This is a genomic window from Comamonas sp. MYb21 (assembly GCF_037479395.1).
Taxonomy (GTDB): domain Bacteria; phylum Pseudomonadota; class Gammaproteobacteria; order Burkholderiales; family Burkholderiaceae_C; genus Comamonas.
Map to the genome: position 1 here is coordinate 266,824 of NZ_JBBGZC010000003.1, position 22,624 is coordinate 289,447.

Sequence of the window (22,624 nt, forward strand, 5' to 3'; positions counted from 1 at the left end):
TGTTGTCTCCGGGTGGTTCAAGGGGAAATCTTTGCAAATCCAGGATGCCGGGTGCAGGGCTGTGCGCCTGTACCCGGCCCGGGCTCCAATCAGTAGCCGAGCTTGGCGGGCAGCCACAGTGCGAGTTGCGGGAAGGCGATGACCAGCACCATCACGCAGAACATCGCAAACAGCATCCAGCCGACCCAGCGCACGGTCGATTCCATGCGCACGCCGGCAATGCGGCAGCTGACCATCAGGTTCACCGCCAGCGGCGGGGTGAACTGGCCCAGCGCCACCTTCAGGGTCAGGATCACGCCAAACCAGACCGGGTCCCAGTGGTAGTGCTGCATGATGGGCATCAACAGCGGCACAAAGATCAGGAAGATGGAGATGCCGTCGAGGAACATGCCCACGGTGATCAGCATCAGGATCAGCAAGGCCATCACGCCCCATTCGCCCAGGCCCGAGTTGACGATGGCGTTGGTGATCGGGTCGATCACGCCCAGGGTCGACAGCGAGAACGCGAAGATGCCCGCGAGCGACACGACGATCAGGATCACGGCCGAGAGCTCACCGGCCTCGCGCAGGATCGGAAACAGATCGCGCACACCGATGGTGCGGTGCACGACCATGCCGACAAACAGGCCGTAGAACACCGCGACCACGGCCGCTTCGGTCGGCGTGAACCAGCCCATGCGCATGCCGCCCAGGATCAGCACTGGCGCGGCCAGCCCCCAGGCTGCTTCGCGCAGGCTCTTCCAGAATTCGGGGCGGGGCAGGCTCGCTTCCAGCGCGCCCATCTTGTGCTTGCGCGACATCCAGACCGCCGGCACGATCAGCGCCAGGCCCGCCAGAATGCCCGGGATCATGCCCGCAGCGAACAGCGCAGGCACCGAGGCACCGGGCACCAGCACCGAGTAGATGATGAAGGCCACTGACGGCGGGATCAGGATATCGGTGGCAGCAGCGGCACCGACCACGCTGGCCGAGAAGCTGCCGGGGTAGCCGGCGCGGCTCATCGCGGCAATCATCACGCCGCCCACGGCTGCCGCATTGGCGGGGCCCGAGCCCGAGATGCCGCCCAGGAACATGGCCACGGCAATGGCCACCAGCGGCAGCATGCCCGGGCCGCGCCCGACGATGGCAATGGCAAAGTTGACCAGCCGCAGCGCCACGCCGGAGCGGTCGAAGATCGAGCCCACTAGCACGAACATCGGAATGGCCAGCAGCGGGTACTTGCCCAGGCCGGCATAGAAGTTCTGCGGAATGGCCAGCAGGCCAAACCACTGCGCATCGGCATTGGCCAGCGCAATGGCCACGGCGCCGGCCAGGCCCAGCGCGGCGCCAATGGGCACGCCCAGCAGCATCAGCGCGATAAAGCCGATAAAGAGCAGGGTGGCAATCATGCGCGCTCCTTGGCGGCGGCATCGCTGCCTTCGGAGAACACATGGGCAAAGCTGGCCCGGCCCTGGCGCAGGAACAGGCCCAGCGCGCGCAGGGTGATCAACGCCGAGAACACCGGCAGCCAGATGGAGTACCACCACTGGGGCACGCCAATGCCGGGCGAGGTTTCCTCGTAGCGGTAGTCGTCAACCACCACGCGGATGCTGAGCACGCAGATCAGCGCAAACAGCAGCGCCACCGTCAATGCGCCAAAGCGGGCAAAGGCCTTGCGCCGGCGCGCGTCGCCGCGCTCGGCAAAGTACTCGATACGGATGTGCAGGTTGCGCGCCACTGCGGCCGACCCGGCCACCATGGCCAGCAAGATCATCAGGAACACCGAGATCTCCTCGGTCCAGGCAAAGGAGCCATCGGTGAAATAGCGCACGATGACGTTGCCAAAGGTGATGAGCGCCAGCAGCGCCATGATGAGGACCGTGAGCCAGTCTTCCAGCCACAGCCCTTTGGCTGGGGCGGGCTCGCTGGGGAGCGTGGTGGAAGCGTCAGCGCTGCTGCCGCCCGAGGAATGAGGGGAGGGTGATGCCATAACAACCGGTCGCGAGAGGGCTCGGCAGAGCCAAGGGTGAATGCGGAAAACACAAACCGCCTTGTGGGCGGACCATCGGTATCGGATAGATTGGTATCTGCGGCAGCGCCGCGCCTGGCGGGTAGGCCAGTGGGGCCCGATTATGGCCTTGATCGGAGGGCTTGCAAGCCATCCATTTCCCGGGGATGGAGCGCTGCAGTCGCCTGCGTTGCGGGCGCCGGCTCGGCATCGGGCCTGCCCACTTGCAGCGGACTGCCATTGGCGTGTGGATAATGCGCGGATGGAAACCAAGTGGCTTGAAGATTTTGTGAGTCTGGCGGAGACGCGTAGTTTCAGCCGGTCGGCGCAGTTGCGCCATGTCACCCAGCCGGCATTCTCTCGGCGGATTCAGGCGCTGGAGTCCTGGGCGGGAGCCGATCTGGTGGACCGCAGCTCCTACCCGACGCGGCTCACACCGGCGGGCAAGACGCTGTACAACCAGGCCATCGAGATCCTGCAGGCGGTGCAGAGCACGCGCGCGATGCTGCGGGTGCACTCGTCCTCGGGCAAGGACATCATTGATTTTGCCGTTCCCCATACGCTGGCTTTTACCTTCTTCCCCACCTGGGTGTCGGGCCTGCGCAATGACTTTGGCCTGTTCAAGAGCCGCTTGATCGCGCTCAATGTGCACGATGCGGTGATGCGCCTGGTCGAAGGCGGCTGCGACCTGCTGATTGCCTACCACCATGAATCCCAGCCCATCCAGCTCGACCCGCAGCGCTATGAAATGGTGAGCCTGGGCCGCGAGGTGATGGCGCCGTATTGCAAGCCCGGGCTCGATGGCCTGCCGCTGTTCCTGCTGCCCGGCGCGGCGGACGTACCGCTGCCGTTCCTGGGCTATGCGCCCGGGGCCTACCTGAGCCGCGTCACGGACCTGGCCCTCAAGCAGGCGCCTGAGCCCGCGTATCTGGACCGCGTCTACGAGACCGACATGGCCGAAGGGCTCAAGGCCATGGCGATGGAAGGACATGGCCTGGCCTTTTTGCCGCAAAGCGCTGCCAAGAAGGAGCTCAAGGCCAAGAAGCTGGTGCGTGCCGACTACCCGAGCTCGGCCCAGTGGGAAGTGGCAATGGATGTGCGCGCCTACCGCGAAAAGCCCCAGTCCAGCGACGCCGTCAAGACCGGCGCCCAGGCGCTGTGGGACTACCTCGTCTCGCGCAACACTGCACATAATTCATGACATCTATAAGAATATAGATATGTTGGATTTGCAGGGTAATTTCTAATATGCGGCTTAAATTTTCTGTGCAATGCTTGCGGATTGCTCGTGTTGCAGTTGGTTAGATGTACGCGATTTGTTCGAAAAAGGCTATGAATTGTTAGCAATTCATTGGTAATTTTCCGGATAATTGCATTGCTCAGTCTGCTGGCATTATCTGGACGGACTGCACAATACGTAGCGTGTCAGTTGTCGCTTTGGCGTCTGTTGAGGCCCATAGTCGACCACTTAATTGATTTATCTGGAGGTCTGATGATGAAGAAACATTTGCTGGCTTTTGCGGTCGCAGCGGTTGCTGCAGGTAGCGCGTTTGCGCAAGCGGGCGATACGCTGGCCAAGATCAAGTCGTCTGGCAGCATCACCTTGGGTGTGCGCGAGTCTTCGGGCCTGGGCTACACGCTGGGTAACGGCAAGTATGTTGGCTTCCACACCGAAATGGCTGAGAACGTGGTGAGCGATCTGCAAAAGCAGCTGGGCCTGGCCAAGCTGGAGATCAAGTACCAGCCCGTGACCTCGCAAAACCGCGTGCCTCTGGTGCAAAACGGTACTGTGGATCTGGAATGCGGCTCCACCACCAACAATCAGGCGCGCCAAAAGGATGCTGCTTTCGCCTTCACCACCTACGTGGAAGAAGTGCGCATCGCTGTGAAGGCCAACTCCGGCATCACCGGCATCAAGGACCTCAACGGCAAGACCCTGGTGACCACGACCGGTACCACGTCGGTGCAGACCCTGCGCAAGAACAAGCGCGCTGACGGCCTGACCTTCAAGGAAGTCATGGGCAAGGACCACGCTGACAGCTTCCTGATGCTGGAGTCCGGCCGCGCCGACGCCTTCGTCATGGACGGCTCCATCCTGGCCGCCAATATCTCCAAGTCCAAGAACCCTGCTGACTACAAGGTCGTCGGCGAAGTGCTGTCGGTCGAGCCGATTGCCTGCATGCTGCGCAAGGACGACACCGCCTTCAAGAAGGCTGTGGACGACTCCATCGTGCGCCAGATCAAGGATGGCTCGCTCGAGAAGCTGTACGACAAGTGGTTCATGCAACCTATCCCTCCTAACAACGTGAAGGTGGGTCTGCCTCTGTCGGCTGCAACCAAGGATGCTTGGGCGAACCCCAACGACAAGCCGATGGAAGCCTACGAAGTCAAGTAAGCACACCATTTAGGTACCGCCCTTCCAGCCTGCGGTTTGGGGGGGCGTTTTTGTTGGTACTGGTTTCTGTCAGTTGCGGCCAGGCACCAAACATTGCTACAAAGACAAAAAAAGAGGTAGTCCTATGAATTGGGATTGGCAAGTATTTTGTGAAGACACGATTGAGCGCCAGGTCGTGCAGGGCTGTTTCGGTAAAAACGGCGATGTCACGTATCTGGACTGGTTGTTGTCTGCGTGGGGATGGACTATCTCCGTTTCCCTGTGTGCGCTGGTGATCGCCCTGGTCGTCGGCTCCATCATCGGTACCCTGCGTACCCTGCCTGACCGGCCCTGGACGGTGCGCCTGGGCAATGCGTGGGTCGAGCTGTTCCGCAACATCCCGCTGCTGGTGCAAATTTTCCTGTGGTACCACGTCGTGCCCGCCATCTTCCCCGCACTCAAGCAAGTGCCTGGGTTCTTGCTGGTGGTGCTGGCGCTGGGCTTTTTCACTTCGGCGCGTATTGCCGAGCAGTTGCGTGCCGGTATCTTGGCGCTGCCCCGTGGCCAGCGTTATGCAGGTATGGCGCTGGGTTTCACGACCTTCCAGTACTACCGCTATGTGCTGCTGCCCATGGCCTACCGCATCATCATTCCGCCGCTGACCAGCGAGTCGATGAACATCTTCAAGAACTCGTCCGTGGCGTTTGCAGTGTCGGTGGCCGAGCTGACCTTGTTCGCGATGCAGGCGCAAGAGGAAACCTCTCGCGGCATCGAGGTCTACCTGGCGGTGACCGCGCTGTACATGATCTCGGCATTCGTGATCAACCGCATCATGGCCTTCATTGAAAAGAAGAGCCGCATCCCGGGCTTTATCGCCGCTGGCGGCTCCGGAGGTCACTGAGATGAATTTGAATCTTGATTTTTCGTTCTACAACTGGGACCTGATCCAGAACTTCATCATCAAGGGTCTGGTGTTCAGCGTGATGCTGACCATCGTCGCAACCCTGGGTGGTATCTTCTTTGGCACCTTGCTGGCGCTGATGCGCCTGTCGGGCAAGAAGATCCTGGTGGTGCCGGCCACCATCTATGTCAACGGCATGCGTTCGGTGCCGCTGGTGATGGTGATTCTGTGGTTCTTCCTGCTGGTGCCTTTGCTGATCGGCAAGCCCATCGGGGCGGAGATGTCAGCGGTCATCACCTTCGTGGCGTTCGAGGCCGCGTACTTCTCCGAGATCATGCGCGCCGGTATCCAGTCCATTCCGCGTGGCCAGGTGTATGCCGGTCAGGCAGTCGGCATGACCTATGGCCAGAACATGCGTCTGGTGGTGCTGCCCCAGGCTTTCCGCAATATGCTGCCGGTTCTGCTGACGCAGACCATCATCTTGTTCCAGGATACGTCGCTGGTCTATGCCATCGGCGCCTACGACATGCTCAAGGGCTTTGAGGTGGCAGGCAAGAATTTCGGCCGTCCGGTCGAGGCCTATCTGGCCGCAGCTGTGCTGTACTTCATCATCTGCTTTACGCTGTCGTGGTTCGTCAAGCGTTTGCACAAGAAGATCGCCATCATTCGCTGATGCGGCAATACAAAGGATATCCAAATGATTGAAATGAAGAATGTCTCCAAGTGGTATGGCAGCTTCCAGGTGCTCAACGACTGCTCCACCAGCATCTCCAAGGGTGAGGTGGTGGTTGTCTGCGGTCCTTCGGGCTCGGGCAAGTCGACCTTGATCAAGACAATCAATGCGCTCGAACCCATCCAGAAGGGCGAGATCTGGGTCAATGGCACGGCCATCCACGATCCCAAGACCGACCTGCCCAAGCTGCGCAGCACCGTGGGCATGGTGTTCCAGCATTTCGAGCTGTTCCCCCACCTGTCGGTGACTGAGAACCTGACCATCGCCCAGATCAAGGTGCTGGGCCGCAGCGCAGACGACGCCAAGGCCCGTGGCCTGAAGATGCTCGACCGCGTGGGCCTGATGGCGCACAAGGACAAGTTCCCAGGCCAGCTCTCGGGCGGCCAGCAGCAGCGCGTGGCCATCGCCCGTGCGCTGTCGATGGACCCTTCGGTGATGCTGTTTGACGAGCCCACCTCGGCGCTGGACCCTGAAATGGTTGGCGAAGTGCTGGACGTGATGATCGGCCTGGCCCACGAAGGCATGACCATGATGTGCGTGACGCACGAAATGGGCTTTGCCAAGAAGGTTGCCAGCCGCGTGATCTTCATGGACGTGGGCGGAAAGATCCTGGAGGACTGCTCCAAGGAAGACTTCTTCGGCAACCCCGATGCGCGCCAGCCCCGTACCAAGGACTTCCTGGGCAAGATCCTGCAGCACTGATTGCAGCGCAACTCGCACACGACCATGGCCGCTGATGCGGCCATTTTTTATGGGTGGATGGTTGGATAGGGGAGGGGGCTTGTCCGCCATGGACAGGCGGATGCCCTGGGGCTGGACGACGCGCGCTGTGGGTTAGCGCGGTGTCGGGAGGCTAGGGCCGCAGAACGCGGCCCCGGAAGCATCAGTTGTCGAACTTGTCGCTGGGGAAGCGCAGCATGTCGGTGAGCAGGTAGGACATCGGCACATTCAGTGCAAAGCTCTTGCCCGGCAGCGGCGACTCGAACCACTTTTTGTACAGGCGCGTGATCTCGAAGTTCTGCGACAGCACGCGCATCTCGGCATCGAACACCTTCTTCATGCGCACATCGGTGTCGCGCATCATCAGCGACAGCGGCTCGATCGACATCAGCTTGCCGATCAGCTTGACCTGCTCGGGCTTGTCCGACTGCGCGCGGTGGGCAGCGAGCAGAATATCGTCCATCAGCCAGGCATCGGCCGTGCCCGCTTGCACGGCCTTGAAGCAGGCGTCATGGGTGAGGCACTCGCTGTGCTGGATCTTGAGGCCGTTGACGGCCACACGGCGCTCGAGCACCTGCAGCGAGGTGGTGCCCTTGGTGGTGATCACGCGCTTGCCCGAGAGGTCATCGACATCGTTGATGCCGCTGTCGGACTTGACCAGCATGCGCACGCCAGCGATGTAGTAGGGCAGGCTGAAGGACACATGCTTGCTCTCGCGCCGGTCCTTGGTGTTGGTGGTGTTGCTGCAATCGACATCGATGGCGCCGCTGGCCAGGTCGGTAAAGCGGGTCTGGCCGTTGATGGCGCGGTACTGGATATCGAGCTTGGCCAGGCCCATGCTCTGCTGCAGCTTGGCGATCAGCGCCTGGCAGATGTCGATGGCGTAGCCGACCGGTTTCTTGGTCTCTCCCATCTCGTAGGCAAAAGGCAGGCCGTCGGGGCGGTAGCCCACGGTGATGCGCTGCGACTCCCGGATCTTGTCCCAGCTGTCGGGCAAAGGGGTCTGAGCCAGGCTGCTGCTGGCAAGGCACAGCAGCACAGCGCCGCGAAAAATATGGTTTAGCCACATGTTGCACAGTCCTTGATTAAGAAATCCTACAGTCACCTATGATACGCATAGAGACTGTGTACTCTATGGGCACCTACCCTTAACATTGAGTTACTTTTGTCCAATGCTCGGGGACTGTGATGACGCCCGCATGACCGGTGCGACAATGGCGGGATGAGCACCGCACCCTCCTCCATCAGCATCATCCGACCCGACGACTGGCACATCCACCTGCGCGATGACGCCGCCCTGGCCACCACGGTGGCCCATGCCGCGCGGCAATTTGCCCGTGCCATCGTCATGCCCAACCTCAAGCCCCCGGTCACGACCGCTGAGCTGGCGCTGGCCTACAAGGCGCGCATCGTGGCGGCCATCCCCCAGGGTTTGACGTTTGAGCCGCTGATGACCCTGTACCTGACGGACAAGCTCGCGCCCGAGGAGATCGTGCGCGCCAAGGCAGCCGGTGTCGTGGCCTGCAAGCTCTACCCCGCGGGTGCCACCACCAACAGCGACCATGGCGTGACCGATATCCGCAAGATCTACCCGACCCTGGAGGCGATGCAGCGCGAAGGCATGCTGCTCTTGGTGCACGGTGAGGTGACCGGCAGCGAGGTCGACCTGTTTGACCGGGAAGCGGCCTTTATCGACCAGCACATGGTGCCGCTGCGCCGCGATTTCCCCGAGCTGAAAATCGTGTTCGAGCACATCACCACGCGCGAAGCGGCCCAGTACGTGACCGAGACTGACCGCTTTGTTGGCGCCACGATCACGCCCCAGCATCTGCTGTTCAACCGCAACGCGATCTTTACCGGTGGCATTCGCCCGCACTACTACTGCCTGCCCGTGCTCAAGCGCGAGGAGCACCGCCTGGCGCTGGTGCAGGCCGCCACCAGCGGCAACCCCAAGTTCTTCCTGGGCACCGACAGCGCCCCGCATGCCGCCCAGCTCAAGGAACACGCCACCGGCTGTGCCGGCTGCTACAGCGCCCATGCCGCCATCGAGATGTATGCCGAGGCCTTTGACAAGGCGGGCGCGCTCGACAAGCTCGAGGGCTTTGCCAGCCTGCACGGTGCGGACTTCTACGGCCTGCCGCGCAATACCGACCGCATCACCTTGCTGCGCGAATCCTGGACCCCGCCCGAGTCCTACCCCTTTGGCCAGGCGGACTTGAAGCCGCTGCGCTCGGGCGAAGCGCTGCCCTGGAAGCTGGCCGACTGAGCGTTTTGATCATTTGATGCGTGGATAAGCGCGAGGCCACTGCACCCGACCGGCCCGCGCCCGGCTGGTCGTCGCTGGACTGGCAGGCGCCCTGGCTGCAGCCCTACCGGGCGCTGGGCCTGCAGATCCGCGCGCTGGATGCTCAGGGCCTGGCCATGCCCGATCTGCTCAACCGCCTGGGCGATTGCGGCCGGCGCTTTGTGCCGCAGTCGGCGCTGCCTGCGGGCGAGGCCTATGAAAGCTTTATCGCCCGCAGCGGCTGCGTGCCCACCCGTGAACATATGCACGACGGGCTCAATGGCCTGGTCTGGCAGCGCTTTGCGCGCAGCAAGGCGCGGCTCAATGCCTTGCAGGCCCAGGCCATTGTGCAAGCGGGCGGCGGCGGTGCCAGCCGGGGCCCTTTGCGCGATGCGCTGACCCTGTTCGACGAAAACGGCGCCGTGCTGCTGGCGCCCGATGCGCTGTGGCAGGCGCTGCAGCAGCGCCAATGGCAGCGGCTCTTTGTCGAGCTGCGGCCGCTGTGGCAGCAGGCACAGCTCATCGTCATCGGCCATGCGCTGCTGGAAAAGCTCATGGCCCCCAGAAAACCAATCACCGCGCATGTTTTTTGCCCGCCGCAGCGCTTGCCGATGGTGGACAATATCGACGCGGTCATCGCCGATTCTCTGGACGCTGCGCACCTGGCGGGTAAGCCCTTTACGCCCTTGCCGGTGCTGGGCGTTCCGGGATGGTGCCAGGAAAACCAGCATGTTTCCTTCTACGATGACCCAGACGTATTTCGCTCGGCCCGACGGCCACAAATATCATAAGCACCCGCCGTCGCCATAAAGTGGAGGTAAGGTCTTGAATTCGCAAGACATTGCCCCCAGCTATCGAGCACTGTGTTCCCCTCCTTGGAGAATCGACCCCATGAAACGAATGTTCCTTTTTCTGGCGACCAACATCGCCGTGGTTGTGGTGCTGGGCATTGTTGCCAGCCTGCTCGGTGTCAACCGCTACCTGACTGCCAATGGCCTGAACCTCGGGGCTTTGCTCGGCTTTGCCTTCATCATGGGTTTTGGCGGCGCCATCATCTCCTTGCTGATGAGCAAGCCCATCGCCAAGATGAGCATGGGCGTCAAGATCATCAACCAGCCCCAAAGCGCTGACGAGGCCTGGATTGTCGAGACCGTGCGTCGCTTCTCCGACCAAGCTGGCATCCAGATGCCCGAGGTCGGTATCTATGAGGGCGAGGCCAACGCGTTTGCGACGGGCGCCTTCAAGAACTCGGCCCTGGTGGCCGTCTCGACCGGGCTGCTGCAAGGCATGACCCGCGAAGAGGTCGAGGCCGTCATCGGCCACGAGGTGGCCCACGTGGCCAATGGCGACATGGTCACGATGGCGCTGATCCAGGGCGTGATGAACACCTTTGTGGTCTTTCTCTCGCGCGTTATCGGCTATGCGGTGGATTCCTTCCTGCGCCGCAATGACGAGCAGAACTCGGGCCCCGGCATTGGCTACATGATCACCACCATCGTGCTCGATATCGTCTTTGGCTTCCTGGCTGCCATCATCGTGGCCTGGTTCTCGCGCCAGCGCGAGTTCCGCGCCGATGCCGGTGCCGCGCGCCTGATGGGCCGCAAGCAGCCGATGATCAATGCCTTGCACCGCCTCGGTGGCATGCACCCCGGCACCTTGCCGCAAAGCATGCAGGCCATGGGCATCACCGGTGGCCTGGGCAAGCTGTTCAGCTCGCACCCGCCGATCGAAGAGCGCGTGGCTGCACTGCAAAACAACCAGGTGCAGTAAGCCTCGGCTTGCCGCCCTTCTCAAAAAGCACTGCCGCGGCAGTGCTTTTTTGTGGGCGCCGGGCAAGCGGATCGGCGCGGTGTTGGCCAGGGCGCCCCGGCTTTTACCGCCGATTTACGCGCCGCTCACCGGGCGTTAAGCTGGCGCGCCTTCAATGGAGTTCTTGCAATGACTGGAGATACACCATGTCGCATACTCCCACCTCTTGGCATTCGGCCGTTTTGTGTGCCGGCGCCCTGGCGGTCGCTACTTTGGTGACCGGCTGCGTTGTCGCGCCGGCCGAGCCCTATGCCTATGGCAATAGCGGGGCCGTGGTCGTGTCCAGCGAAGCGCCGCCTCCCCTGCGTTATGAGCCCGCCCCGGTTGCGGTGGCGCCGGTCGCGACCCAGATCTGGATTGGCGGCTTTTGGGATTGGTACGGTGGCCGCTATGTATGGCGCCAGGGCCATTGGGCATCGCCTCCCCACCGTGGAGACCGCTGGGTGCCCCGTGAATGGGTGCGCAGCCCACATGGCTGGCAAGCCCGTGGCGGGCATTGGGAACGCCGCTGAGGCGCTGGGGCCGCATGGCTGGCCCTTGGTCTCCTGACCCCTCTATCCCCTTACCTGCCTGGGTCCCGCTCGGGGCTTGGGCAACTGCGCCAGTCAGCGCATCGTGTAGTTCAGCTGAAACATCAGCGCCGATTTGCCCAGCACATTGAGCTGGCCGCCCCAGTGCTGGTTGTAGTTCCAGCCCACCGCAGGGATGGCAGTGATGCCCCAGCCGTTCTTGTTGTTGAGCGGGATCTTGCGGTGAAACGGGTATTTGTAGCCATGGATGACGCCGCCGGTCAGCTTGACAAACAGCTGCGGCGTGCCCGACAGCGGCTGGAACTGCCAGCCGTAGTAGCCATACTGGCTGGGCTGGCCAAAGGAATTGCTGAAATAGGCAAAGCCGAGCAGCTGGTGGTCATCGAGCTTTTTCTCGGCATTGATCAGCCACACATATTTGTGCCGCTCGTCATCGGGCTCGAAATCGCGCTCCTTCTTGGCGTTGGAGTAGTGGTAGGTATAGGGCGAATAGCCAAAGCTCCAGCCAGACAGCACCGCGCTGTCGCTGCCATCCGGGTCGTCCACGCTGGCCGCCCAGGCGGCGCCAGACAGCGCGCACAGCAATCCCGCGCTCAAACCTGCCGCGCCCAGGCGCAGTCGAAGGGTGTGGCGAATCGATCCGGACATGGGCAACCTTCAGCAGCATCAGAACAAGCCAAAATTCTAGGATGGGCTGGCCGCGCTGGGGTCGCGGCTGTGGTGCCTGGGCCTCAAAGGTGTAAGCGGCCGTTTTTTAAGGCTTTTTTAAGCGGGTGAGCGGTCCATTTTTGGCGCTCGGTGGTCACCTGACTGCCGGCCGAGCGCTGGGTTCGGCCCGTGTGTCAGCAGCATCCCATCCCGCCATCTGGCGCCACAACCCGCCATGGCGAGAGGGCATGCCAGCGAGACTTACAAAGCGCCGCCCGAGCCGCGCGAGCCCGACGAAGGCACGGCCAGCCTTAAAATGGCGCAGGCCACCGCCTCACCGACCTTGATGCCATCGACCCCCGCCGACAGAATGCCGCCCGCATAGCTGGCACCTTCCCCAGCCGGGTACAGGCCGCGCGTGTTGTCGCTCTGAAAATCAGCGCCCCGGCCGATCTTGACGGGCGACGAGGTGCGGGTCTCGACCCCGGTCAGGATCGCATCGCGCATGTCATAGCCACGGATCTTCTTGCCAAAGGCGGGCAGGGCCTCGCGCATGGCCTCGATCGCGTAGGCTGGCAGGGCCTGGTGCAGGTCGCCCAGCGTGATGCCGGGCTTGTACGAAGGCTCCACGTTGCCAAAGGCCGTGGACGGCGTGCCGGCGACAAAATCGCCCACCAGCTGGCCGGGCGCGCTGTAGTTCTGGCCACCCAGCACGTAGGCCTTGGACTCCAGCTGGCGCTGCAGCACGATGCCCGAGAGCGGATGGAAGGCACCCGGCGTCTGCGCCTCCACGCCATAGGTCTTGCCGCCAAAGGCCCAGGCAAAGCTCTCGGCGTCTTGCGGGTAGTCTTCGGGGCTGATCGCGCAGACCATGCCGGCATTGGCATTGCGCTCGGCGCGCGAGTACTGGCTCATGCCATTGGTCACCACGCGCTCGGGCTCGCTGGTGGCCGCCACCACGGTGCCGCCCGGGCACATGCAAAAGCTGTAGACGGCGCGGCCATTTTTGGCATGGTGCACCAGCTTGTAGTCGGCCGCGCCCAAGAGCGGGTGGCCGGCATCCTTGCCCCAGCGGGCGCGGTCGATGACGCTTTGCGGGTGCTCGATGCGAAAGCCCACCGAGAAGGGCTTGGCCTCCATCGCCACACCGCGCTCGTAGAACATTGCAAAGGTGTCGCGCGAGCTGTGGCCCAGCGCCATCACCGCGTGGCGCGTGGGCAGGGTGTAGCTCTCGCCACTCACCTGGTCCAGCACTTGCAGGCCCACCAGCTGGCGCGCATCGCCTTCGACCAGCACATCAGTGACCTTTTGCTCAAAGCGGATCTCTCCGCCCAGGCGCACGATCTCCTCGCGGATGCCCTCGACCACCTTGACCAGCTTGAAGGTGCCGATATGCGGGTGGGCGGTGAACAGGATCTCCGGCGGCGCGCCGTAGGTGACGAACTCCTGCATCACCTTGCGGCCCAGATGGCGTGGGTCCTTGATCTGGCTGTAGAGCTTGCCGTCTGAGAAGGTGCCGGCGCCCCCTTCGCCAAACTGCACATTCGATTCAGGCGTCAGCCGGCGCTTGCGCCACAGGCCCCAGGTGTCCTTGGTGCGCTGGCGCACCGTCTTGCCGCGCTCCAGCACGATGGGCTTGAAACCCATCTGCGCCAGCACCAGCGCCGCAAAAATGCCGCAGGGCCCAAAGCCCACCACCACCGGGCGATCCTGCATATCGGCAGGTGCCTGGCCGACGGGGTGCCAGGACATGTCGGGCGTCGGGTTCACATGCGAGTCTGCCGCGAAGTGCGCGAGCAAGGCCGCTTCCTGCGCGGGATCTGCCAAGGCCACATCGACGATATAGACGGCCAGCAGCTCGGACTTGCGCGCATCAAAGCTGCGCTTGTGCACCTGGAGCTGGGCAATGGCTGTGGGCTGCAGGCCCAGGCGCTGGGCTGCGAGCTGGCTGAGTGCCTCCTGGGGCGCGTATTCGGTGTGGTTGTCGGGGTGGTAAGGCACCGCCGAGAGGGGGAGTTTGAGTTCTGCGATCCGGATCATGGCTTGTACCTATCAAGCAAGGGCATGGATGGTAGCCGATATGGCCGCTGCAGGGCGGCCAGGCAGGGCGCATCCCCATGGCGCCCTAAGGTAAAAAGCATAGCAAGGGTTCTGCGCTTCAGCCTTGCAGCTCTAAACGCGAGTACCCGATTCCCGCCCCCTTCTCCACCCGGATCTGCGCCGGGATGCGCTCCTTGAGCGCCTCCACATGGCTGATGATGCCGATCATCTTGCCGCTGGCATTCAGCGTATCGAGCGCCGCCAGCGCAACCTCCAAGGTGTCGCCGTCCAGGGTGCCAAAGCCTTCGTCGAGGAACAGCGAATCGATCGAGGTCTTGCTGCTGACCAGGTCCGACAAGGCGAGCGCCAGTGCCAGGCTGACCAAAAAGGCCTCGCCCCCCGACAAGGTGCGGGTATCGCGCGCGACATCGCCTTGCCAGCTGTCGACGATATCGAGCTCCAGCTCGCCAGTGGTCTTGCGCTGCAGCAGGTAGCGGCCATGCAGCCTGGCCAGATGGCCGTTGGCCAAGGCCAGCAAATGGTCCAGGGTCAGGCCCTGGGCAAACTTGCGGAACTTGTCGCCCTTGGCCGATCCGATCAGGCCATCGAGCCGCTGCCACAGCACGCTGTCGCGCTCCTGCGCCGCAATCTGCGCCAGCAAGGCCTGCTGACCCGCGCGGCGCTGCTCGTCATCGGCCAGGCGCGCGCGGTGGGCGCCCATGCGCTCTGCCGTCTGGTTGCGCTCGTCCTCCAGCGCCCGCAATTGCGCCTCCAGCGCCTCGGGTGCCTCCTCCGTCAAGGCCTGGGCCTGCAGTTGCTGGTGCTGCTGCGCTGCCTCCTCGGCCACCGTGCCAGCGCGCTGCAGTGCCAACTGCAAGCCATCACGCTGCTGGCTGAGCCGCTCCAGCGCGTCCGCTGGCAACAGCGCATGCGCAAAGGCCTGCGCATCGGCAAAGGGGCTGGCCTGCAAGCCCTGCTCCCACGCAGACTGGGCCTGCTCCTGGGCCCACTGCCGCTCGGCCAATTGCTGGCCCGCTTGCTGGGCCTGGCCTTGCAGGCTGGCGAGTTCTTGGCGGGTGTCCTCCAGCAGCGCGGCGCAATCGGCCAAGGTGGCGGGCAGCGCCATGGTCGCAGCACTGGTTTGTGCGGGTGCCGGTGCCGGCAGTTGCGCCAGGCGCTGCTGCCATTGCAGCGCCTCTTGCGCGCACTGCTGGGCCTGCTGCTGCTGCAGTGCCAGTTGCTGGGAGGTGGTTTGCAGCTGCGCGCTGTGCTGCTGCCACTGCTGCCATTCCTGCTGGCGGGTCTGCAGCCAGGCATCGTGGCCATCGGCGGGCGGCATCGCCAGGCCCAGTGGAGCCAGGCTGGCTTGCAAGGCGGCCTCGGCCGCGTCTGCCTGGGCCTGCAGCGCTTGCACGGTCTGCGCCAGGCGTTGCTGCAGGCTGCTGTTGTCTTGCTGGGCCTGTTGCAGGCGCGCTTGCGCATGCTGGGCGTCCTGCAGGGTCTGGGCTGCTGCATGCGCGGCATCTTTGGCAGCTTGCAGCGCTTGCTCAGCGGCCTCGGCTGCCGCCAGGGCCTGTTGCAACTGCGCCGCTTGCGCGGCGCTGGCTTGCTGGGCCTCGGCCAATGTGTGCGGCTGCTGCCAGGCAGATGCGGCGACGGGTTGGGCCATGGCTGCGCAGAGTGTCTGCCAGCGCTGTTGCCAGGCGTCCAGCCGCTGCTCGGCGGCTGTTAACTGGGCCTGCAGGCTGGTCTGCTGGCTCAGGGCCGCCGCATGCGCGGCGCCCAGCTGTTCGCCCTGCTGCTGCAGCGCCTCCAGCTCGGCCTGGGCCGCTTGCAGCGCGGCGGCGGTGGCGGTCACATCCAGCGCGGCATAGGCGGCAATGGCAGGGTGCTCCTGCGAACCACAAAGGGGGCAGGCCTCGCCGGGCTGCAGCGCGTGGCGGTGCGCTTCCAGGCTTTGGATGCGCTCTTCCTGGGCCAGCAGTTTTTGCTTGTCGCCCACCCGTTCTTTCTGGGCCTTGTACTGGCTGCGCAGTGCGGCCAGCGTGGCCTGCTGCTGGGCCAGCGGTGCCGAGCAGGCCTGCAAGGCATCGCCCAGTTGCTGCGCATCGCGCGCCAGCGGTTGGCGTTGCTCGGCATGCTGCAGCAATTGCTGCCAGGCTTGCTCGTGCTGCTGCGCCGTCTGCCAGTGGGCGCGCAACTGGCCCAGACTGCCGCCGTGCGGGGCCAGGCGGGTGTGCTGCGCATGCTGCAGCTCGCGCGCCGCAGCATTGGCCTGCTGCTGCGCGGCTTGGGCCTGCTGCAGTGCGGTGGCCTGTAATGCCATGTGCTGCTGCAGCGACTGGCCTTGTTCGCTGGCTTGCTGCAGTGCTGCTTGTTCTTGCGCCCACTGGCGCCGCTGCTGCTGGCGCTGCGCCAGTTGCTCGCGCCAGCCGCTCAGCTGGTCGCCCAGCGCGGCATGGGCCGGGTGCTGCTGCAGCCAGTGCTGCAGATCGCTGTGCTGGGTCTGCAACTGCTGCAGCGCCTGCTCGGCTTGCTGCTGGGCCTGCTGCGCCAGCGCGCTGGCATGCTGCTGCAGCTGCCATTGCTGGCGCTGGGCATCTGCCAGGCGGCCCTGCAACTGGGTCTGCTGGGCCTGGCTTGCTGCAGCGGCCGCTTGCGCCTGCTGCCAGCCCGCATGCAGCGGGGCAATCGCCTGTGCGGGTGCATGGGCCTGCAGGCGCTGCAGATCGGGGGCGGCAGCCTGCAGCGCTTGCTGGGCCTGCTGCAGGCGCTCTTGCGCCAGCTGCTGCGCCTGCGCGGCTTGCGCAGTTTGCTGCTGCCAGTGCTGGAGGGTTTGCAGCGCGGCATGGCGCGTCTGCAAGGCAGCCAGTGTGGTTTGCAGTTGCTGGGCCTCGGTCTGCAGATGATCACGCTCGGCCTCGGGCAGCAGCTGCATGCCGCCCGCCTGCGCCTGGTCTCGCTCCAGCGCCTGGCGGGCATCGCGAGCGCGCTCAAACACGGCTTGCGATATCTGGCTGTAGATGTCGGTGCCGGTCAGCTCTTCGAGCAGCTCGGCGCGTTCATTGGCACTGGCTTGCAAAAACGCCGCAAACCCGCCCTGGGCCAGCAGCATCGATTTGGTGAAGCGCTGAAAATCCAGTCCGGTGATCTCGGCCATCTGGCGCAGCTTGTCGCTGCTGTGGGTGCTGAGGATTTCTCCATCGGCCACGCGCGCCAGTTCCACTTTGGGGCCTTGCAGCGCGCCGCTGGCCTTGTCGCGGGCGCGGCGCTGGCTCCAGAAGGCACGGTAGACGGTGCCCTTGACCTCGAACTCCACCTCGGCCATGCAATCTGCCGTGTGGCGCGTCATCAGGTCGTTGCTGCTGGCGCTGAGGGTGGCCAGCCGGGGTGTCTGGTGGTAGAGCGCCAGGCAAATCGCATCGAGCAAGGTCGATTTGCCAGCGCCCGTGGGGCCGGTGATCGCAAACAGGCTGTTGTCGGCAAAGGGCGCGGCTGTGAAATCGATGCGCCACTCGCCTTTGAGCGAGTTCAGGTTCTTGAGCCGCAGGCTGCGTATCTTCATGGCGCCTCCCCGCTGGGGTTGGAGAGTGACTGCAGCACGGCCTGGTAGCGCGCGGTCAGCGCCTGCTGCAGCTCGGCGTCCATGGTCTCCAGCGCCAGGCGGCGCTCAAACACCTGGGCCGGTGTCAGTGCATCCAGCGCCTCGACGGCCGGGCCGCTCCACTGCGCAGCCGCCCGCCCGCGCAGCCGTTTGACCCGCAGCAGCTGCAGCGGCAAGCCTTCGGCAAGTGCCTGCACGCGCAACGGCAGGTCGGCCAGGTAGTCGTCTTCTTCGATGGTGATATCCAGCCAGACCTTTTTGTCGGCCTGAGCCAGCGCACTGGCCTGCTGCAGCGCGGCCGGCAATGCGGCCAGGCTGCTGCGCAGCGCCGCCATGGGCTGGAAGACCGGCACCGGCAAGGCAGTGACCGCCTGCAAGCCCGGCGCTCCCAGGTCAACCAGCAACATCTGTTTGGTCTGGCGCGCCTCGTCAAAGCCCAGCGCGATCGGCGAGCCGCTGTAGCGGATGTGCTCAAGTCCGCCCACCTTTTGCGGCTGGTGGATATGGCCCAGCGCGATGTAGTCCACAGGGGGAAAAGCCTGGGTCGGAAAGGCCTCCAGCGCGCCGACATAGATCTCGCGCACCGATTCGCTGCTGCTGGCACCCACGGTGGTGAGGTGGCCAGTGGCGATGATGGGCAACTGCCGCCCCAGGCTGGCCTGCAGCGCAGCCTGCTGCTGCAGTGCCGCGTCGTACACCTGCTGGTAGGTCGCCTGGATGGCCTGCTGCAAGGCCAGCTGCTTGTCTTGTGCGCTTTGCTCGGCCTGGCTTTGCAGCACATCGCGGGGACGGATAAAGGGCAGCGCGCAGACGATGCAGCCAGGCGAGCCATCGCGCAGCGGCAGGATGCGCACATGCTGCGCAGGCGCGCCGGTCGCGGCAATCACCTGGGTGCCCAGGTGCTGCAGCAGGCCCTGGCTCTCTTCCAGCACCGCAACCGAATCATGGTTGCCACCCAGCACCAGCAGCGCCACACCGGCCTGGTGCAGGCGGGCGATGAGGCGGTTGTAGAGCTCGCGCGCGTAGCTGGGGGGCGCGCCGGTGTCAAAAATATCGCCGGCGATCAGCACCGCATCGGCGGCTTGCGCCGTCACCTGCTCCAGCAGCCAGTCGATCAGCGCGCTGTGCTCTGCCTGGCGGCTTTGGCCCATGAAATGCTGGCCCAGGTGCCAGTCCGAGGTGTGAATGATGCGCATGGTCGGGGGAGGGGGATGGAGAGATCGCGGGAACCCTGTCGATGGTAGTCGCTGGGCGCAGCGGCGGTCAAAGAAAAAGACCTCGACCAGGCTTGGCACCCGGGCGAGGTCTGGCAGCCGATGAGGCGGTGCTTACTGCGGGGCGCCCAGTGCCTTGCGCGCCGCAGCGCGGTTGTAGGCAAAGCCAAACACCACCAGCGCCAGCACCAGGGCCTGGGCCAGCAGGGTCTCCATCGTGGGGAACATGCCCAGCAGCTCAATGCGCGGCGCAGCCAGCGGTGTGGCGCTGACCCAGCCAGCCTCTTGCAGCGAGGACACGCCCTTGCCCACCAGCACGACAGCCAGCACGGCCACCAGGATCGACGTCGCCGAGAAGAAACGGCCCACCGGCATGCGGGCGCTGGTGCGCAGCAGCACAAAGGCAATCACTGCCAGGATCGCCACCGCAGCCAGGCCGCCGCCCAGCAGCGCGCCATGGTGGCCGTCCGAGGCCAGGGCCGAGAAGAACAGCACGGTTTCGAACACCTCGCGGTAGACGGAGACAAAGGCCAGCGCAAACAGGCCCCACATGGAGCCCTGGCCCATGCTGGCCGAGAGCTTCTCGCTCAAATAACTTTGCCAGCGGCCGGCGCTGCTCTTGCTGTGCATCCACAGGCCCACACTCAGCAGCACCAGTGCGGCGACCACCGAGCCCAGGCCCTCGGTCACCTCGCGGCTGGCGCCGCTGATCTCGACCAGATAGGTCGCAGCCGCCCAGGTCAGGCCACCCGCGACCAGCGCCGAGCTCCAGCCCGCATGCACATAGCGCAGTGCATCCTGGCGGCCGGCCTTGCGCAGCAGCGCGACCATGCCGATGACGATCAGCAAGGCCTCCAGCCCTTCGCGCAGCAAGATGGTGAGTGCGCCGACAAAGGTGGCGGTGGCGTCCGAGGCGCCCGCATTCAGCTCGGCCTCGACCTGACCGAACATGGTCTGCAGCTGCTGGGCGGCGGCCTCGGCCTCTGGCAGCGTGCCGCTGGCCACCGTGGCGCGGTACTGCACCATGGCCGATTCGACCTGGGTCATCAAGGCCTTGTTGCGCGCAGCAATCGTCGGCTCCAGCGGCTCAAAGCCATCGAGGTAGGCAGACAGGGCCAGCTTCATCGCCTGGTTGCGGTCGCCCGCCTGGAGCGCGGCCAGGCTTTGCGCCAGGCGCTGGCGTGACAGGGCCACGCCACTGGCCTTGCCTTCGCTGATGGCCTCGGGGTGGGCGCGCAGATAGGCCAGCACGGCGCGGGCCTGCTCGATCGGCATAGCCGGGGTCAGGCTTTGCGCGGTGGTGGTGCTGAGCGCGGCCAGGTCGCCAAAGCGTGCACGCAAGCCGGCATCGCTCTGCCACAGCGCCTTGCCGGTAGCGCGCAGCTCGTCGTTGTACGACAGGCCGCCGACAAAATAGGCCAGCGCCCAGCGGTCGTCTTCGGGCAGCGCGCCGAAGGACACCATCGAGGTGCCCTCCACCCCTTGCGAGGTCACTTGGTACAAGGCCATCAGGCTGCGCGCATTGGCGCGCTGCGCATCGCTAAAGGCAATGGGCTGCGGATCCAGCCCTTGCGCGGCTGGGCCATCGCCACCGCCGGTAGCGCCATGGCAGCTGGCACAGATTTGTTGAAAGAGTTGAGAGCCTTTTGTTATATCGGGGGCCTTGGCAGGCGCGACCGGCATCGGGTAGGCCGCCACCAGCAACTGGGCTGCCTGGTGAGCCAGCTGGGCGACTTCATCGGCTGTGGCCTTGGCCTGCACCGCTGCGCGCAGTTGGGTCACCAAGCTCACCACCTTGGCCTTGTCGGCATGGGCGGGCAGGGCCTGGGCCTGCTGCAAGGCGTTGGCGCTGAAGTCCAGCATTTCGGCGTACTCGCCTTCGCTGGCGATCTGGCCATTTTCGACGGCGCCGCCGTAGTCTACGGCGACATAGTCCAGCAGCTGCCAGAGCTGGCGCGCGTCTGTGGCTTGCGTGGCTGCAGCAGTGTTGGAAGCGGTGGTGGAGGGTGCCGCAGCGGGCGTTTGGGCCAGGGCAGGGCCGCTGAGCAAACCGGCCAAACCGGCCACGAGGGCCAGTGTCCAGCTGAATGTGGAGCGCATGGAGTGTTATGAATAAGAATTATTCGCGCCATTTTAAGCTTGTTTACATTCTGTACTGGCCCAGTCGACCAGCGTGAGAGAAGCGCCAACTCACATCATTGAGCCCATTTTTCGACCCTGATGGGGCGGCGTAGAAAACGCAATTGGTAACCATTTCTGCATGCCAGATCGCTACACTGCGGCCACGCGCTTGTGCTCATAGGGAGGGCAAGGCGTTGCACGCCGCAAGCCCTGTGCCGTGCCGCAACGAGGAGAAAAAATGGAAAAACTAACAGGATTCGCCGTAGCCGCCGTGGTCGCATGTGCCGGTTTGATGGGTTGCAGCAAGAAGGAAGAGACGCCCAGCAGCCCACCGGCCGCCGCCGCGCCGGCCCCTGCGCCCGCAGCAGCACCGGCCCCCGCGCCAGCGCCCGCCGCTGCCGCACAAAAAGTGCAGCCCGGCAAGTGGCAGGCGGTCACCGAGATGAGCGGCCCCATGGGCCAGCAGGCACTGGCCGGCATGGAGCAGGCCTTCAAGACCATGACACCCGAGCAGAAGAAGGCCGCCAACCTGGATAACGCCAAGGTCGAAGGCGGCAAGCTCATCCAAGAGATGTGCATCACCCCCGAGATGGCCGGCAAGACCTTGCAGTCGCTGGCCGATTCGCAGCTCAAGAACATGCCTGGCTGCAGCCCGGCTGACGTCAAGACCGATGGCAACAAGGAATCGATGCGCTTCAGCTGCGGCGAAGGCAAGATGAGCATGGTCCTCGAAGCGGTCTACGTCTCGCCCACCGAGAACACCGTCACCAGCACCATGGACATGGCCGGCCAGGGCATGACCACCACGGTGAGCAGCAAGCGCGTGGGCGACTGCTGATAGAGAGGCTCGCGCGCCGCTGCTTGGGTGGTGGCCTGGGGCTTTTAAATGTGAGAACGCAGCCTGGGTGGCTGCGTTTTTTATGGGCGCCTATGGATGGGCCCCCGAGCGTCGGGCTTCAAACCTCGGGTTGGGGCTGGTTGGACCTTGCTGTTTTCTCTGGTTGCAACACATCCCCATCCATGTACGCAAGGCTATTGCTCCACCGGTATCACCTGGGCCAAATCGACTCCCAAAGACTGTGCTTTCTCCAACAGCGCTTGCCGCTGAGTCTCCGGAATGGTCTTGCTGCGAGACAGAATCCACATGTAGTCCAGGCTGCTGCCAATGACCAAGGCGGTGTGGTACTGCTCATCGAGGCTGACCACGTTGTAGCCGCCGTAGAAGGGGCCGAAGAACGAGACCTTCAACGCAGCCTTATCGGCTTGTCCGAGGAAGCGTGCCTTGCCTTGCGCTTCACGCCACTGTTGCTTGGCGGGGTCATAGCCGCGGTTCACGACGGTCACGCTGCCATCGGCATTCAAGTTGTAGCTGGCCGTCACCTGGGTCAGGCCTTTTTCAAAACGGTGGTCAATGCGCGCCAGCTCATACCAGGTGCCCATGTACTTGCTGGCGTCAAAGCCGCTGACCGGTTGCACCCCTTGGGGGACAGAGACGGCGCAACCGGGCAGGGCGACTGCAGCACCGGTGATCGCGAGCGCCATGGCGGTGGCGCGCAAGAGAGCGCTGGTGGAGATAGGCATCGGAGGTTTCCTTTTGATTTTGGGCAGGGCCTCAAGTGGAAAAGGCGGATGAACAGGCTTGGGTGCAGACTGGCGCAT

19 protein-coding genes are annotated in these 22,624 nt (G+C 64.2%); 10 read left to right on the plus strand and 9 right to left on the minus strand.

From position 1 onward, the window contains the following. Positions 1 to 89 precede the first annotated feature (89 nt). The gene (locus WH367_RS06230) at positions 90 to 1,388 is read right to left on the minus strand and encodes a TRAP transporter large permease (RefSeq protein ID WP_021026662.1); all 1,299 of its coding nucleotides are present in this window, start codon (positions 1,386 to 1,388) and stop codon (positions 90 to 92) included. Then, a complete protein-coding gene (locus WH367_RS06235) occupies positions 1,385 to 1,969 on the minus strand; it encodes a TRAP transporter small permease (RefSeq protein ID WP_339534889.1) in 585 nt (194 codons plus the stop codon). The genes WH367_RS06230 and WH367_RS06235 overlap by 4 nt, the downstream gene beginning before the upstream one ends. 280 nt (positions 1,970 to 2,249) lie before the next feature. Between WH367_RS06235 and WH367_RS06240 the strand changes: the two genes are divergently transcribed. The 5 genes from WH367_RS06240 (at position 2,250) to WH367_RS06260 (ending at position 6,697) form a co-directional block, all read left to right on the plus strand. Next, positions 2,250 to 3,188, plus strand: coding sequence for a LysR substrate-binding domain-containing protein (locus tag WH367_RS06240; protein ID WP_021026660.1), 939 nt, complete (start codon positions 2,250 to 2,252; stop codon positions 3,186 to 3,188). Positions 3,189 to 3,482: 294 nt separating this feature from the next. Continuing rightward, positions 3,483 to 4,382: an amino acid ABC transporter substrate-binding protein gene (locus tag WH367_RS06245; protein WP_027010849.1), complete on the plus strand. Its 900-nt coding sequence runs from the start codon at positions 3,483 to 3,485 to the stop codon at positions 4,380 to 4,382. Positions 4,383 to 4,506: 124 nt separating this feature from the next. Then, complete coding sequence (locus tag WH367_RS06250; protein WP_021026658.1) at positions 4,507 to 5,262, plus strand: amino acid ABC transporter permease; 756 nt, start codon at positions 4,507 to 4,509, stop codon at positions 5,260 to 5,262. Position 5,263: 1 nt separating this feature from the next. Continuing rightward, entirely contained in the window at positions 5,264 to 5,935 is a 672-nt protein-coding gene (locus WH367_RS06255; RefSeq protein WP_021026657.1) for an amino acid ABC transporter permease, read from the plus strand. 24 nt (positions 5,936 to 5,959) lie between these two features. Further along, positions 5,960 to 6,697, plus strand: a complete 738-nt coding sequence (locus WH367_RS06260) for an amino acid ABC transporter ATP-binding protein (RefSeq protein ID WP_021026656.1) — start codon at positions 5,960 to 5,962, stop codon at positions 6,695 to 6,697. A 181-nt stretch (positions 6,698 to 6,878) separates the two neighbouring features. Here the strand turns inward: WH367_RS06260 and WH367_RS06265 are convergent, their stop codons facing one another. Further along, the gene (locus tag WH367_RS06265) at positions 6,879 to 7,784 is read right to left on the minus strand and encodes an amino acid ABC transporter substrate-binding protein (RefSeq protein ID WP_021026655.1); all 906 of its coding nucleotides are present in this window, start codon (positions 7,782 to 7,784) and stop codon (positions 6,879 to 6,881) included. Positions 7,785 to 7,937: 153 nt separating this feature from the next. Here WH367_RS06265 and pyrC point away from each other — a divergent pair, with 153 nt between their 5' ends. The 4 genes from pyrC to WH367_RS06285 all read left to right on the plus strand — a co-directional run bounded on the left by pyrC (position 7,938) and on the right by WH367_RS06285 (position 11,320). Further along, positions 7,938 to 8,981 carry a dihydroorotase gene (gene pyrC / locus WH367_RS06270; RefSeq protein ID WP_021026654.1) on the plus strand — a complete coding sequence of 348 codons (1,044 nt, stop codon included), beginning with the start codon at positions 7,938 to 7,940 and terminating at the stop codon, positions 8,979 to 8,981. A gap of 20 nt (positions 8,982 to 9,001) precedes the next feature. Then, positions 9,002 to 9,790, plus strand: a complete 789-nt coding sequence (locus WH367_RS06275) for a DUF3025 domain-containing protein (protein WP_339534890.1) — start codon at positions 9,002 to 9,004, stop codon at positions 9,788 to 9,790. A gap of 100 nt (positions 9,791 to 9,890) precedes the next feature. Continuing rightward, positions 9,891 to 10,769, plus strand: a complete 879-nt coding sequence (gene htpX / locus WH367_RS06280) for a protease HtpX (protein ID WP_021026652.1) — start codon at positions 9,891 to 9,893, stop codon at positions 10,767 to 10,769. A gap of 185 nt (positions 10,770 to 10,954) precedes the next feature. Then, positions 10,955 to 11,320: a hypothetical protein gene (locus WH367_RS06285; protein WP_339534891.1), complete on the plus strand. Its 366-nt coding sequence runs from the start codon at positions 10,955 to 10,957 to the stop codon at positions 11,318 to 11,320. A gap of 93 nt (positions 11,321 to 11,413) precedes the next feature. Here WH367_RS06285 and WH367_RS06290 read toward each other — a convergent pair whose 3' ends face one another. From WH367_RS06290 to WH367_RS06310, 5 genes are all read right to left on the minus strand, one after another. Next, complete coding sequence (locus tag WH367_RS06290; protein ID WP_339534892.1) at positions 11,414 to 11,986, minus strand: hypothetical protein; 573 nt, start codon at positions 11,984 to 11,986, stop codon at positions 11,414 to 11,416. 261 nt (positions 11,987 to 12,247) lie between these two features. Next, on the minus strand, positions 12,248 to 14,026 hold the full coding sequence (locus WH367_RS06295; RefSeq protein WP_339534893.1) for an NAD(P)/FAD-dependent oxidoreductase: 1,779 nt from the start codon (positions 14,024 to 14,026) through the stop codon (positions 12,248 to 12,250). Positions 14,027 to 14,144: 118 nt separating this feature from the next. After that, complete coding sequence (locus WH367_RS06300; protein ID WP_339534895.1) at positions 14,145 to 17,591, minus strand: SbcC/MukB-like Walker B domain-containing protein; 3,447 nt, start codon at positions 17,589 to 17,591, stop codon at positions 14,145 to 14,147. Further along, on the minus strand, positions 17,588 to 18,826 hold the full coding sequence (gene sbcD / locus WH367_RS06305) for an exonuclease subunit SbcD (protein WP_339534897.1): 1,239 nt from the start codon (positions 18,824 to 18,826) through the stop codon (positions 17,588 to 17,590). The genes WH367_RS06300 and sbcD overlap by 4 nt, the downstream gene beginning before the upstream one ends. Positions 18,827 to 18,958: 132 nt before the next feature. Continuing rightward, the gene (locus WH367_RS06310) at positions 18,959 to 20,944 is read right to left on the minus strand and encodes a cytochrome c/FTR1 family iron permease (protein WP_339534898.1); all 1,986 of its coding nucleotides are present in this window, start codon (positions 20,942 to 20,944) and stop codon (positions 18,959 to 18,961) included. Positions 20,945 to 21,203: 259 nt separating this feature from the next. Here WH367_RS06310 and WH367_RS06315 point away from each other — a divergent pair, with 259 nt between their 5' ends. Then, on the plus strand, positions 21,204 to 21,803 hold the full coding sequence (locus tag WH367_RS06315; RefSeq protein WP_339534900.1) for a DUF3617 domain-containing protein: 600 nt from the start codon (positions 21,204 to 21,206) through the stop codon (positions 21,801 to 21,803). Between the two features lie 194 nt (positions 21,804 to 21,997). On the opposite strand, the gene WH367_RS06320 is transcribed toward WH367_RS06315, so the two are convergent. Next, complete coding sequence (locus WH367_RS06320; RefSeq protein ID WP_339534901.1) at positions 21,998 to 22,546, minus strand: lipocalin family protein; 549 nt, start codon at positions 22,544 to 22,546, stop codon at positions 21,998 to 22,000. Positions 22,547 to 22,624: the final 78 nt, after the last annotated feature.

Excerpts from the sequence above, each read along its gene's own strand:
- sbcD (WP_339534897.1), bottom strand. The coding sequence starts at position 18,826 with ATGCGCATCATTCACACCTCGGACTGGCACCTGGGCCAGCATTTCATG.
- WH367_RS06310 (WP_339534898.1), bottom strand. The coding sequence starts at position 20,944 with ATGCGCTCCACATTCAGCTGGACACTGGCCCTCGTGGCCGGTTTGGCC.
- pyrC (WP_021026654.1), top strand. The coding sequence starts at position 7,938 with ATGAGCACCGCACCCTCCTCCATCAGCATCATCCGACCCGACGACTGG.
- WH367_RS06265 (WP_021026655.1), bottom strand. The coding sequence starts at position 7,784 with ATGTGGCTAAACCATATTTTTCGCGGCGCTGTGCTGCTGTGCCTTGCC.
- WH367_RS06240 (WP_021026660.1), top strand. The coding sequence starts at position 2,250 with ATGGAAACCAAGTGGCTTGAAGATTTTGTGAGTCTGGCGGAGACGCGT.
- WH367_RS06260 (WP_021026656.1), top strand. The coding sequence starts at position 5,960 with ATGATTGAAATGAAGAATGTCTCCAAGTGGTATGGCAGCTTCCAGGTG.
- WH367_RS06315 (WP_339534900.1), top strand. The coding sequence starts at position 21,204 with ATGGAAAAACTAACAGGATTCGCCGTAGCCGCCGTGGTCGCATGTGCC.
- WH367_RS06230 (WP_021026662.1), bottom strand. The coding sequence starts at position 1,388 with ATGATTGCCACCCTGCTCTTTATCGGCTTTATCGCGCTGATGCTGCTG.
- WH367_RS06235 (WP_339534889.1), bottom strand. The coding sequence starts at position 1,969 with ATGGCATCACCCTCCCCTCATTCCTCGGGCGGCAGCAGCGCTGACGCT.
- WH367_RS06295 (WP_339534893.1), bottom strand. The coding sequence starts at position 14,026 with ATGATCCGGATCGCAGAACTCAAACTCCCCCTCTCGGCGGTGCCTTAC.
- WH367_RS06255 (WP_021026657.1), top strand. The coding sequence starts at position 5,264 with ATGAATTTGAATCTTGATTTTTCGTTCTACAACTGGGACCTGATCCAG.
- WH367_RS06320 (WP_339534901.1), bottom strand. The coding sequence starts at position 22,546 with ATGCCTATCTCCACCAGCGCTCTCTTGCGCGCCACCGCCATGGCGCTC.
- WH367_RS06250 (WP_021026658.1), top strand. The coding sequence starts at position 4,507 with ATGAATTGGGATTGGCAAGTATTTTGTGAAGACACGATTGAGCGCCAG.
- WH367_RS06290 (WP_339534892.1), bottom strand. The coding sequence starts at position 11,986 with ATGTCCGGATCGATTCGCCACACCCTTCGACTGCGCCTGGGCGCGGCA.
- htpX (WP_021026652.1), top strand. The coding sequence starts at position 9,891 with ATGAAACGAATGTTCCTTTTTCTGGCGACCAACATCGCCGTGGTTGTG.
- WH367_RS06285 (WP_339534891.1), top strand. The coding sequence starts at position 10,955 with ATGTCGCATACTCCCACCTCTTGGCATTCGGCCGTTTTGTGTGCCGGC.
- WH367_RS06300 (WP_339534895.1), bottom strand. The coding sequence starts at position 17,591 with ATGAAGATACGCAGCCTGCGGCTCAAGAACCTGAACTCGCTCAAAGGC.
- WH367_RS06245 (WP_027010849.1), top strand. The coding sequence starts at position 3,483 with ATGAAGAAACATTTGCTGGCTTTTGCGGTCGCAGCGGTTGCTGCAGGT.